General features: G+C 64.5%; 14 protein-coding genes. 5 read left to right on the top strand and 9 right to left on the bottom strand.

The annotated features are described in order from the left end of the window. Positions 1-9: 9 nt before the first annotated feature. On the bottom strand, positions 10-189 hold the full coding sequence (locus tag DV733_RS16895) for an HEWD family protein (protein ID WP_049993135.1): 180 nt from the start codon (positions 187-189) through the stop codon (positions 10-12). Positions 190-265: 76 nt separating this feature from the next. Here DV733_RS16895 and DV733_RS16890 point away from each other — a divergent pair, with 76 nt between their 5' ends. From DV733_RS16890 to DV733_RS16870, 5 genes are all read left to right on the top strand, one after another. Then, a complete protein-coding gene (locus tag DV733_RS16890) occupies positions 266-823 on the top strand; it encodes a class I SAM-dependent methyltransferase (RefSeq protein ID WP_049993134.1) in 558 nt (185 codons plus the stop codon). 83 nt (positions 824-906) lie between these two features. Next, positions 907-1,053: a rubrerythrin-like domain-containing protein gene (locus DV733_RS16885; protein WP_136342373.1), complete on the top strand. Its 147-nt coding sequence runs from the start codon at positions 907-909 to the stop codon at positions 1,051-1,053. Positions 1,054-1,131: 78 nt separating this feature from the next. Continuing rightward, on the top strand, positions 1,132-2,724 hold the full coding sequence (locus tag DV733_RS16880; protein ID WP_079979383.1) for a TraB/GumN family protein: 1,593 nt from the start codon (positions 1,132-1,134) through the stop codon (positions 2,722-2,724). Continuing rightward, positions 2,724-3,362 carry a zinc metalloprotease gene (locus DV733_RS16875; RefSeq protein WP_049993133.1) on the top strand — a complete coding sequence of 213 codons (639 nt, stop codon included), beginning with the start codon at positions 2,724-2,726 and terminating at the stop codon, positions 3,360-3,362. The genes DV733_RS16880 and DV733_RS16875 overlap by 1 nt, the downstream gene beginning before the upstream one ends. 21 nt (positions 3,363-3,383) lie before the next feature. Then, the gene (locus DV733_RS16870) at positions 3,384-4,562 is read left to right on the top strand and encodes a GNAT family N-acetyltransferase (protein WP_049993132.1); all 1,179 of its coding nucleotides are present in this window, start codon (positions 3,384-3,386) and stop codon (positions 4,560-4,562) included. A 2-nt stretch (positions 4,563-4,564) separates the two neighbouring features. On the opposite strand, the gene DV733_RS16865 is transcribed toward DV733_RS16870, so the two are convergent. The 8 genes from DV733_RS16865 to DV733_RS16830 all read right to left on the bottom strand — a co-directional run bounded on the left by DV733_RS16865 (position 4,565) and on the right by DV733_RS16830 (position 11,992). Beyond that, the gene (locus DV733_RS16865) at positions 4,565-4,972 is read right to left on the bottom strand and encodes an HVO_A0114 family putative DNA-binding protein (protein WP_049993131.1); all 408 of its coding nucleotides are present in this window, start codon (positions 4,970-4,972) and stop codon (positions 4,565-4,567) included. 21 nt (positions 4,973-4,993) lie between these two features. After that, the gene (locus tag DV733_RS16860) at positions 4,994-5,290 is read right to left on the bottom strand and encodes a toxin-antitoxin system TumE family protein (protein ID WP_049993130.1); all 297 of its coding nucleotides are present in this window, start codon (positions 5,288-5,290) and stop codon (positions 4,994-4,996) included. A gap of 82 nt (positions 5,291-5,372) precedes the next feature. Then, on the bottom strand, positions 5,373-5,756 hold the full coding sequence (locus tag DV733_RS16855) for a Zn-ribbon domain-containing OB-fold protein (RefSeq protein ID WP_049993129.1): 384 nt from the start codon (positions 5,754-5,756) through the stop codon (positions 5,373-5,375). Continuing rightward, positions 5,753-6,919, bottom strand: coding sequence for a thiolase domain-containing protein (locus DV733_RS16850; protein WP_049993128.1), 1,167 nt, complete (start codon positions 6,917-6,919; stop codon positions 5,753-5,755). Before DV733_RS16850 ends, DV733_RS16855 begins: the two co-directional genes overlap by 4 nt. Next, complete coding sequence (fabG, locus tag DV733_RS16845; RefSeq protein ID WP_049994284.1) at positions 6,919-7,665, bottom strand: 3-oxoacyl-[acyl-carrier-protein] reductase; 747 nt, start codon at positions 7,663-7,665, stop codon at positions 6,919-6,921. Before fabG ends, DV733_RS16850 begins: the two co-directional genes overlap by 1 nt. A gap of 169 nt (positions 7,666-7,834) precedes the next feature. Continuing rightward, on the bottom strand, positions 7,835-8,302 hold the full coding sequence (locus DV733_RS16840) for a type IV pilin (protein ID WP_049993127.1): 468 nt from the start codon (positions 8,300-8,302) through the stop codon (positions 7,835-7,837). A gap of 205 nt (positions 8,303-8,507) precedes the next feature. Then, positions 8,508-10,289 (bottom strand): Na(+)/H(+) antiporter subunit D, encoded by a 1,782-nt coding sequence (locus tag DV733_RS16835; protein WP_049993126.1) that lies wholly within the window; start codon positions 10,287-10,289, stop codon positions 8,508-8,510. Further along, positions 10,289-11,992: a cation:proton antiporter gene (locus DV733_RS16830; RefSeq protein WP_049993125.1), complete on the bottom strand. Its 1,704-nt coding sequence runs from the start codon at positions 11,990-11,992 to the stop codon at positions 10,289-10,291. Before DV733_RS16830 ends, DV733_RS16835 begins: the two co-directional genes overlap by 1 nt. Positions 11,993-11,994: the final 2 nt, after the last annotated feature.

Raw genomic sequence — 11,994 nt, 5'->3', positions numbered from 1 at the left:
ACGTGTCGGCTACGCCTCGAAGGGGTTGTACGCGCCGTTGATGTCCCACTCGTGGAGACAGTGTGGATCGCCGGCGAGCTTCTCGCCGTCGGCTTCCCGGATGGCCCAGGTCTCGCGCTCGTCGTCCCAGGTGTCTTCGCGCCCGCACCGCTCACACGTCCGCGCCCGCGGAGGTACGATCGTCGCCATACCCCAGGGATGGCGGCCCTGGCTCTTGAAGTTCTCGGGTCGGGTGGTATTTGTCGCCACCACACTAAGACGGGATATGGGCTTTCATACCTTCGACAGCGACCGAGCCAATCGACTGGAAGATCCGACCCGATTCAAGTACGTCTCCGTCGACGAACTCCTCGCTCTGTTCGACCCTACACCCGACTCGATTGTCGCCGATCTCGGTAGCGGAACCGGCTTCTACACCGACGAAATCGCCCCATACGCCGGGCACCTCTACGCCGTCGACGTCCAACAAGCGATGCACGAACACTACCGCGAACAAGGCGTCCCCGAAACCGTCGACCTCGTCACCGCCGAAGTCGCCGATCTCCCGTTCGACGACGACGGTCTCGATGGGGTCGTCTCGACGATGACCTATCACGAGTTCGCGAGCGACGCCGCACTCTCCGAACTGGCCCGCGTCTGTCGACCCGGCGCTCGCGTCGGTATCGCAGACTGGACCGCCGACGGTGCGGGCGAACGCGGCCCACCCCTCGAGGAGCGATTCGACGCCGAGGCCGCCGCGAACGCCTTCGAAGCGGCCGGCTTCGACGTCGAACGCGCCCAGGATCGCCGCGAGACGTTCGTCATCTCTGCGAGATTGGAATAACTATTAATTCTTAATATCTCCTCAATGAGTGGCCAATCGCTTCTACGAAAGCGTTATTTTTGGACGAGTGCTCTGTATATACTATGACGAGGGCAGATCCGTACACGCCAAGTGAATCACGATACGAATGTCTCGCCTGTGGCAAGCGAATCACTGCCGGGGAGGGGTCGTCTGCGACATGCCCGACCTGTGGCAGCCACATGCAGAACATCGCAGTCCCGCGCGAGTGAGGGCTCCGGCGAGCGGGCGAGCGCGCTCGTCCAGCGTTTCCGACAGTCGTAAGAAACCCTGGCCCGCTAACTGAGGTAATGAGCGACCACGGTGACTCGGCGGCGGCCCCGGACGAGCCGTCCGAGTCCACGAACGCGGCCACGCCCGCGTCCGACGGGTCCGTGCCGGAGGTCGATCCACCCTCGGGAGAGGGGAACGTCGAGCTGGTCGGGACGGCCCATATCTCTCCGGAGAGCGTCTCAGAGGTCGAGGAGACCATCTCCGAGCGACGGCCCGATATCGTCGCGGTCGAACTCGACGAGGGGCGCTACCGGCAGATGAAAGGCGACACGCCTGACGACCTCGAAGCGAGCGACCTCCTGCACGGCAACACCGTCTTTCAGTTTCTGGCCTACTGGATGCTGAGTTACGTCCAGACGCGGATGGGCGAGCGCTTCGACATCAAGCCCGGCGCGGACATGATGGCGGCTGTCGAGACTGCCGAGAAGTACGATCTCGGCGTCGCGCTGGTCGATCGAGACATCCAGACGACGATCCAGCGGTTCTGGCGACGCCTCTCGAAACGCGAGAAGTTCACCATGTTCGGCGGGCTGCTCGCGGGGATGGTCGGCACGCTCGGTGCCGGACTCATGATCGGCTTCTCACTGGGGCTGTTCGTCGCCATCGGCGCGGAACTGGTCGCCGGCCCGCTCCTGCTTACGTCCGGGATGGCCGACGCGATTCCCCTTCTGGGTGGGACGCTCGTGACCGTCCTCGACGGCGCGCTCGTCGCCGGTGCGATCACGCTCGCGGTCGGGCTGCCGATCGCACTCTTGCTCGATCGCGCGCTCGACAGCGATACGGAGTACGAGGAGTTCGACATCGAGGAACTGACCGACACGGACGTCGTCTCGGCGATGATGGAGGAGTTCCGCCAGTTCTCCCCCGGCGGGGCCGAAGCCCTGATCGACGAACGCGACGCCTTCATCGCCCACCGGCTGGTCGCGCTGCGGAACGCGGGCTACGACGTCGTCGCCGTCGTCGGGGCCGGCCACCGCGAGGGGATCCAGGGCTATCTCGACGACCCCGAGACGCTCCCGCCGATGGAGTCGCTCACGGGCGAACTGAAGCAGAAGCGCTTCTCGCTGTACAAGGCCTTCGGGTATCTCTTCACGCTCGGTTTTGCTGTCTTTTTTGCGCTGCTGTTGCTCGGCGGCGCACAGGAGGGGTGGGTCCTTCGGCTGTTCGTCGCGTGGTTCCTCGTCAACGGAATCGCCGCGGCCGCGCTGGCAAAACTCGCCGGCGCCCACTGGCCCTCCGCGCTCGTCGGTGGCGGGATCGCCTGGTTGACCAGCGTCAACCCGCTGCTGGCGCCGGGCTGGTTCGCCGGCTACGTCGAATTGCGATACATCGACGTCAACATCGGCGACATCTCGAAACTCAACGAGATCATCAGCGACGAGGAAGCGCCCCTGGGTGAACTCTACACCCGACTCACTGACGTCCCCCTCTTCAGATTGATCGCTATCGTCGCGATGACCAACATCGGGAGCATGATCGCCAGCTACGGCTTCGTGTTCGTCGTGTTGCCGTACATGTCCGCGGAGGTCGGCGGCGTCGCCGGCATCGTCGATCTGATGCTCGAAGGCGTCGAGAACGGTGCCCGGATCGTCTGGGACGTGATCACGTGATGGACATTCGCTTCAGCCAGCGCGAACTCAAGGACCTGGGTATCGCCTGGGTCGCTCTGGGCGTCGCCTTCACGGCCTTCTACTACAATCCCGAGATCCGTACACTCCTGGCGGGCGTGCGAGCGGACGCCGCCCTGAACGTCCTCGCCGCCGGCTTCGCGATCAGTATGGCGACCGCCGGCGTCGGCTTCCTGCTGCACGAACTCGCCCACAAGGTGGTCGCGATCCACTACGGCCAGGTCGCGGAGTTCCGCGCCGACTACAACATGCTATTCCTCGCCGTGATGGCCGGTCTCGCCGGCTTCCTCTTCGCCGCTCCCGGCGCAGTCTACCACCGCGGGTTCGTCACGAAACGCGAGCAGGGCCTGATCGCACTGGCCGGTCCCGTGACGAACGTCGGGCTGGTCGGCGTCTTCGGCGTGCTCTGGCTCGCTGGCGGTGCTGCCGGCGAGATCGTCGCGACGGTCGGCTGGCTCGGCGTGATCATCAACGCACTCCTCGCGGGCTTCAACATGATCCCGTTCGGCCCGCTCGACGGCAAGAAAGTCATGAACTGGAGCCAGCCGGTGTGGGTGGCGACCGCCGTGCCGATGATCGGCGGGGCGATCGTTTTGCTCTTCGGCGGAATCCCCTTGTAGTCTCGCCACGAGCGTTCCGACATGCCGACCGTTCGACGGGTCCCCGACACGGATCTCGAACGCTATCGCCGCCTCATCGACTACGCGTTCTATCCCGAGGAGGGGCCACCGGGACCCGACAGTGAGATTCCCGACCGGATTGCCGACCGCTACGGCGTCTACGGCGAGGCAGGGCGACTGCTCGCGACCGGCGCGCTCTACGAGTTCGACGCCCGCCTCCGGGGCGAGTGGGTCACGCTCGGCGGCGTCGCAGCCGTCTCCTCGCCACCCGAACACCGCCGCGGCGGGAACGTCCGCCTGCTCTGCCGATCACTTCTGGAGGAGTGTCGCGAGCGCGGGATCGGACTGGCCGCACTCTGGCCGTTCTCCCACGACTTCTACCGACAGTTCGGCTGGGATATTGCGAACAAATTCACTGACTACGAGACCTCGCCCGAGCAGCTCGCTGCGGCCGGTCGGACCGACAGCGGGTCATTCGAGCAGGTCGGCCCGGACGACTGGGAGCGTCTCGAACGGACCCAGCGCGCCCACGGCGAGAGGACGACCCTCTCGCGCAAGCGCGGCGAGGACTGGTGGCGAAAACGGACGTTCGATCACGGCGACGACACGCCGTGGGCCTACGCCTGGCGACGGGACGGTGAGATCCAGGGCTACGTCGTCTACTCCTTCGAGAGCGGGGACGAGGGTCGCCGGCTCAAAGTGTCGGACTTCTCGGCGGCCGACCACGAAGCCCGTCAGCACCTCCTGGGTCTGCTCGGCACGCACGACTCGCAGGTCGCGTCGGTGAAAATCACGCTCGTCCAGGAGACGACGCTGCTCGATTCAGTCGACGATCCGAGCGATGTCGAGTGTTCGATCCGTGCCGGGCCGATGATTCGCATGAGTGACGTCCCGCTCGCGCTCGAAGCCTGCCCGTACCCGGACGACGTCGATACGAGCGTAGTCTTCGAGGTCAGCGATCCGCTCTCGGCCGTCGACGGACGCTACGAACTCTCGGTCAGCGACGGGAGCGGGACGTGCGAGCAGACGTCCGCCGAACCGGACGCGACCGTCGCCGTCGGAACGCTCTCACAGCTGGAGGTCGGCTATCGAGACGTCGACGCGGTTCGCGGGGATAGGCTCGACACTTCTGAAGAGATCAGAAAACGGCTGCAAACGCTATTCCCGACGACGACGGTGTGTCTACGGGAGTTTTTCTAATCTCACGGCGTAGCGGTGGCGTCACTGCTGTCTCCGAGATTTCGGAGCGGGACGTCGCCGGAGATCTCGATCTCGTCGTACCAGACGCGCGGCCGTTTCGATCGGCCGTGGTCGTCGATCCTGACGAGTCCGTAGTCTTCGAGTTCACTTACGTTCTCGGACACTTCGGGCGGATGTCGGTCGACGAGCCGCGCGAGTTCGCGGATACTGTCGGGCTCGTGTTCGGCGATAGCTTCGAGCAATTCGAGGTTTGTCGCCCGAAAGACTCGCCCGAACGTCTCCAGACTCTCGACGACGAGCCGTGACGGCTCCGGCTCGACGGTTTCTCCGTCGTCGATCGACGCAAGCGTTTCCTTCAGATCGCTTCGATCTGGGCGCGTACCAATTTGAACGTGCAGGGTCTGGCTCATGTGAGACTCCTCCTTTCGTGGTTACCAGTCGATTCGTTTCTCTGGAGGTAACGCGGCCCGCCACGCCTCGTAGAGCATCTCCAAACCTGGATACTCGATCTCGTACGTCTCCGAGCCGAGGTGGAGTTCGTGGGGGCCGTGGTGGTTGTCGAATCGAACGACTGGGTCTTCCGCTCCGGCTTTGCCGTAGTGAAAGGCGTATTTGACGCCTTGGGGGTACTGTTCGGAGGTGGGAACCGACAGCACTCGAACGCTGGCGACCGTGTCGTCGTCGTAGGCGCTCGTCTCGTCGCGGACGACTGTGACGTCACCACCCATCCGTGTTTGGGAGGATGTACCCTCACAGTATAGTTGTTAGGGTCGGGACTAACACGCGAAAATATCGAGGAAAGTCGACGATCTACGCCAGATCGAACGTGATCAGCGGACGCTCGGTCGTCTCGGATTCGCCCAGCCCGAGTTCGACCGGGATGCCGACTTCGACCTCGTCCGCGTCTGCCTGGACACGACCCGTCAGCCGAACGCCGCCGAACTCGGCGATGCCGAGGACGAACGGGACGTCGTCGGCGAAGTCCGGTGTCGGGACGTGCGTGACGTTGTAGGTCAGCAACTCGCCCGAGGTGGGGATGTCGACCTCCTCCAGTTCCGACTCGCCACACTCGGGACAGACTCGGCGCGGCGGCATCGAGTGATGCCCGTTCGGACATTCGAGCGCGTACGGTTCGCCCGCACCGATCGCTTCGATCGCCTGATCGTACCCGTCGTTGGTGATTTCGTCGCTCATTCTGCCACCTCCAGAACGTGGACCACGGCAGACGCGACCGTGCCACCCGCGTTGTGGGTCAGGCCGACGCTCGCGTCCTCGACTGCGTCGCTGTTGACGTGGTCGCCGCGGAACAGCTTGGTCATCTCGGTGAGCTGGGCGACGCCCGTCGCACCGACGGGGTGGCCCTTCGCCTTCAGCCCGCCCGAGAGGTTCACGGGCAGGTCACCGTCGGCGGTCGTCTCGCCCTCGCGCGCGGCGGTGATTCCCTCGCCTTCCTCGTAGAAGCCCAGGCCTTCGAGCGCCAGAACCTCGGCGATGGTGAAGCAGTCGTGGACTTCCAGGAAGTCGACGTCGTCGGTCGAGATCCCGGCGTCGTCGTAGGCTTCCTGGCCGGCGTCGCGGGTAGCGGGCGTCCAGACCAGCGAGTCGCGTTCGGCCAGCGCGAGGTTGTCCGTGCCCTGGCCGGTTCCGGTGATGGCGACGGGCGCGTCCAGATCGTGCTCTTCGGCGTAGTCCTCGCTGACCAGCAGCGCGGCGGCCGCGCCGTCGGTGATCGGCGAGGAGTCGAACAGCCCCATCGGCATCGCGACGGGCGGGGCCTCCAGCACTTTCTCGACGGAGATCTCGGACTGGTACTGCGCGAGCGGGTTGTTCGCGGCGTTAGCGTGGTTCTTCACCGCGACGTGTGCGAGGTCTTCCTTGTCGCCGCCGTGGACCGCGAAGTAGCGCTGGGCCATCAGCGCGTAGGCGCCGGGGAAGGTGATTCCCTGCCGAATTTCCCAGAGGTCGTCTGCGGCCACGGAGAGCCCACCGGTCGCTCCGGCGGTGCCCATGTTGTGCATGCGTTCGACCCCGGAGACGAGAACCACGTCTGCTTCGCCGTTGCGAACGTCCCTGACGCCCTGGCGGACGGCCATCCCGCCCGAGGCACAGGCGCTCTCGACCCGTGTCGCGGGGACGTCCAGCCCGATGGCCTTGGCCATCAGCGGGCCCATATGGCCCTGATTCTCCGAGAGTTCGCCCATGAAGTTCCCGACGTACAGCGCGTCGATGTCGTCACGGTCGATCCCGGCGTCCTCGATAGCGGTACTGCCGGCTTCAGCAAAGAGGTCGCGACCAGTGCGTTCGGGTACTTTCCCGAATTTGGTCATGCCGACCCCGGCGATATGTGGCGGTGACATTAGAGATGTTTCCCTCCGTTCACACTGAGGGTCTGGCCAGTCATATAACTTGAGTCACCGCTGGCGAGGAACCGAACCGCGTCTGCGATCTCCTCTGGCTCGCCGAAGCGATCGAGCGGGACGTCTTCGAGGATTCCCTCGCGGATCTTCTCGGGGACGTCCGCGAGCATGTCCGTCTCGATGAACCCCGGTGCGACGCAGTTGGCCGTCGACCCTTTCGGTGCGAGTTCGCGCGCGAGCGTCTTCGTGAAGCCGATGACGCCGGCCTTGCTGGCGGCGTAGTTGGCCTGGCCGAAGTTGCCGGCCTCGCCGACGATCGAGGACATGTTGACGATCCGGCCCTGGTCGCTGGCTTTGATGTCGTCGTAGAAGGCGTCCGTACAGTTGTAGACTCCAGTGAGATTGACGTCGATGACCGTCTCCCATTTGTCGCGGTCGATGTTCTCGAAGCGACCGTCCAGCGTGATCCCGGCGTTGTTGACCAGCACGTCGGCCGGCCCGAACGCCTCGTGGGTCTGCTCGACCATCGCGTCGACGTCTTCGGGTTCGCTGACGTCGGCCTGGACCGTGATGGCTTCGCCGGGCGTCTCCTCGTCGACGTGGGCCGCAACATCGGCTGCCTGGGTTTCTGAAGAACGATAGTTGACGACGACGTTCGCGCCGTAGTCTGCCAGTTCTTTGGCGATCTCTGCCCCGATCCCGCGTGATGCGCCCGTGACGACGCACGTTCGATTCTGTAGTGTCATCGTGAACTCCGTGACGGTGGTCGAAGGTTCATCGAGACACGACATTTATCTTTATATCTGCATCACCGGCTGAACGGCCCGAAACTAACTATATCGAATCAAAAATAAGCGAAATTCGGTCGCGTAGCCACTCCTGGGCAATCGCGAAATCGAAAAGTGAGTGGTCAGATCAGGCGTCCGGGCCGGTCCACTTCTTCAGCTCTGCGGAGCTCCCGCCGGAGCCGTCCGACCAGAGAACGCGAACCGTGTCGTCGGAGTTGACTAGGTAATCAACGGAATCACCGGCATCGATCTCGCTACCAGAACCGTACGCACTGGCGTCTGTCCAGGAGAATCGATCACCGATACCACCAGTCACGTACAGGTTCTGAGCCTGAACTGAATCGCCGCTAGTGTGGGTAATCGCCAACGAACCGTCCGGTGAACCGGACTGCCCGAAGGACGTACTTGTCGTGTCACCAGCGCTGTAGTCGGTCGCAAAGTTCGCTTGCGGTGCGGTCTCGCTGACCGATTCACCCAGTCCGAGGACGAACGTGGCGATCACGGCCGCGAGGATGACCGTGATAGCGACCATCAGGATCACGCCGATAACTGGACTGACTGCGTCGTCGTCTGCGAAGAGTTCGCGTACTTTCATAGTTGGGGGTGGTAGTCCACGCGACGCGGGCCCGCCACTTCGGGTGGTGGCCCTGCCGTCGGCCCCGCCGTTCGCGTGTTCTATCGAACAGTCGTCGTCATCGAATATAAAGGGTAGTCCCCGATTAGCAAATTTGAAAACGGTGCCGTCTCCCGAAGAGACAATTATTTGACGGGCCAAGTCTCCTGAATGGAGTTCCAGCCGATCACAGCATTACGACCAGTCCGACGGCGACGACGACTGCGAGGACGAGGACACTCGTTCCGATCCCTGCGCGGAGCGACAGGGGCTCTTCATCACTGGCGCCGACCGCCGCGATGGCCTCACGTGGCTGTTTGACGGTCCACACGGTCGTCGACGCTGCGGCGACCACTACTCTATCGACGGCCGCGTACAGTTCGGTCACGCCGACGACGACGGCTCGCGTCCCGTAGAATACCAGGGGATTGTACAGGCGATCGACGTCGGGGACCCGGCCGAGCTTCGAGAGGGGTTTCTTCGTCGCGAAGAAGCCGACCAGCCCGATCACGGCCAGGGCAACGCCCTCGACGAGGTGGTCGACGGTGTAGGTCGTGTACGCCTTTTCGACGACAGCCTTGCTGGTGACGTCGAAGGGAAGGATCGCGAACAGCGTGCTGTCGAACAGCCCGTAGACGACACACAGCACCGCCACGAGCCCCATCGCCGCCGAGGTGCCGTAGCCCGCGCGTTTCACCTCGCCGTCGTAGCTGCCGTGGAAGAAGGCGTAGTAGCCGAACTTGATGAACGACATGAACGTCCCGATACCACCGAGCAGGAGCATCCATTCGAGGGTGGTGAAGTCACCGAACGCCAACGGCCCCTTCTCGAAGGTGTAGTGACTCGCCGAGATGACGATCCCCTTGCTGACGAACCCGTTGAACCCGGGGAAGCCGGCGATCGACAGCGCCGCCACAGTAAAGGCCACAGTCGTAACGGGCATCTTCCGGGCGAGGCCGCCGAGTTTCTTCAGGTCCTCCTCGCCGGTGCGGTAGATGACCATCCCGGCGGTCATGAACAGGAGGCTCTTGTAGAGGATGTGGTTGAAGACGTGTGCGAACGCGCCGGACTGGGCGAGCGCGCCGCCGATTCCGACGCCGGCGATCATGTATCCGACCTGGGACTGGATGTGGTAGGAGAGTAGTCGGCGCATATCGTTCTGCAACAACGCGAAGATCACGCCGAAGACCGCCATCGCACCGCCCATGTAGGCGATGGCCTCGTGGCCGTTCGGGAACGCCCGGTACATCCCGTAGACGCCGGTCTTCGTGGTGAACACACAGAGGAAGACGCTGGCGGCGATGTGCGGGCGCGGGTAAGTGTCGGGCAGCCAGGCGTGCAGGCCGACGAACCCGACGTTGACGCCGATTCCGACTGCGGCGAGCGCCTGCGGGAGCCCAGCGGTAATGCCTGCGGTCTCGGGACCGCCAGCCACGGCGAACAGGAACGTGCCGACCTCGACGTAGTGGCCCAGAATGCCGGCCATCAGCAGGGTCCCGCCGAGTCCGTGCAGCAAGGCATAGCGGTAGCCCGCCCGGACGGCTTTCCCGCCGTAGTGCCACACCAGCAGCGTCGAGGTGACAGCCATCAGCTCCCAGAAAAAGAGGAGCGTGAGCCAGTCGCCCGCGAAGACCGCGCCGAAGCTTGTTGCGACGTACGACAGCGCGAAGCCGGTCTGGATCGGCTCGGCCTCGGTGTAGTACGAATAGACGACTGCGACGGTCGCGATTAGCCCGAAGATGAGGCCCATCAGTCGCGAGAAGTCGTCGACGTGCAACAGCGCCGTCTTGAACCCGAGGAACTGGAGGTCGGTGAGGTAGGTTCCATCGGGGACGACGATGGCCCACGCGAGCGCACCCGCCGAGGCGAGCGCGCCGAGCGCGTGGCCGATCTTCCGCGGGAGTTTCGCGACGGCGACGGCAACCGCGAGCAAGACGACAGCGGGCGGCACAGTCGTCAACCAGGACATCAGAGCACCACCCCCGGTAGATTCTCGACGACGCGAGTCACGATCTGGAGGAAGACGGCCGTCGACGGGACGATGCCAAGCAGGAGCGACCCGGTCGCGGTCGCCATGATCGGCCCGAGCATGAACCAGGTGCTCTCACCACCGCGCCAGCCGCTATCGTCCCAGCCGTCTTCAGGCGGCCCGCCGTGATGTTCGTGATCCTCGTGGAACTTCCCGAGGTGGTCGACGTGGGACGGGTCGGGGACGTCATCGTCTTCGGGGACGTCACCTTCCTCGACGCCGCCGTCGGCTCGGGCTGGACTGTCGTCACCAGACGCGAAGCGTCCGCCCAGCGGCCCGGAGACGAGCGGTTTCTCGTCGTGGCCCTCGGGTGACTCGAAGAAGGCCTGGTAGACGATCGGCCAGAAGTACGCGATATTCAGGACGCCCGAGGCGAGCAATGCCGCGGCGAAGATCAGCCCCTCGGCCTCCAGCGCGCCGATCACGAGATACCACTTGCTGACGAACCCGGCCACGAGCGGAATTCCGGCCATTCCGGCCGCTGCGACCGCGAAGGCGGCCATCGTCAGTGGCATGCGTCTGCCGATCCCGGCCATATCCGAAATGTCGTCGGTGTGGGTCTCGACGTGGATCGCACCCGCACAGAAGAACAGCGTGAGCTTCATGAAGGCGTGGGCGGGGATGTGCAACAGCCCGCCGATCAGGGCGTTGCCCTCCAGCAGGGCGAGGCCGAGCACGATGTAGGAGAGCTGACTGACCGTCGAGAACGCCAGCCGACGCTTGAGGTTGTCCTGGCGCAACGCGATGATACTCGCGGCCACGAGCGTGAACGCCGCGATGGCCGCCAGGGGCAGCCCCATCCCGATCTCGGCGACGCCATCGGTCCCGTAGACGTCGAGGACGACGCGAGCGACACCGAAGACGCCGCTTTTCACGACCGCGACGGCGTGCAACAGTCCGGAGACGGGCGTCGGCGCGACCATCGCGTCCGGCAGCCAGGAGTGGACCGGCATCAGCCCCGCTTTGACGCCGAAGCCGCCGGCCAACAGGACGAACGCTGCCCGAGCCCAGAGTGGATCAGCAGTGGCCAGGCCGTCGATTCCGCCGTGGGCGAAGGAGGTGGTCCCGCCCGCCAGCCCGCCGGTCAGCCAGAAGACGAGTGCCGTGCCGCCCAGCACCGCGATGCCGCCGCCGAAGGTGTACGCGAGGTACTTCCGGCCGGCGGCGCGGGCTTCGTCGGTCTCGTCGTGGGTGACCAGCGGGTAGGTCGCCACGGTCAGGAGTTCGTAGAAGACGAACAGCGTCAGAAGATTTGACGCGAACGCGACGCCCATCACCGTCGCGAGGCTGGCCGCGAACGACGCGAAGTAGCGCGTCTGGGCGTGCTCGTCCAGCCCGCGCATGTAGCCGATGCTGTAGAGACTCGTGACGATCCACAGGAGGCTCGCAAGAGAGGCGAAAAGGACGCCGAGCGCGTCGGCCCGGAAGGCGAATTCGATCCCGGCGGCGAACTCACCGAACGAGAAGACGTACTCCTCGCCCTCGAGCACGCCCGGAACGAGACTCGCCACGATGGCGAACTTCGCCAGCGCGACGACCAGCGTCACGCCTTCTCGGAGGTTAGGCCGCGAGCGCAACGCGAGGATCAACGGGATCGCTACCGCCGACACGAGTATCGCCAGAAGTGGTCTGATATCCGTCATTG

The organism is Halapricum salinum (assembly GCF_004799665.1).
GTDB classification, from domain to species: Archaea; Halobacteriota; Halobacteria; order Halobacteriales; family Haloarculaceae; genus Halapricum; species Halapricum salinum.
The sequence above is the reverse complement of the archived record's forward strand: the minus strand, read 5'-3'. Positions and strand labels throughout refer to the sequence as shown.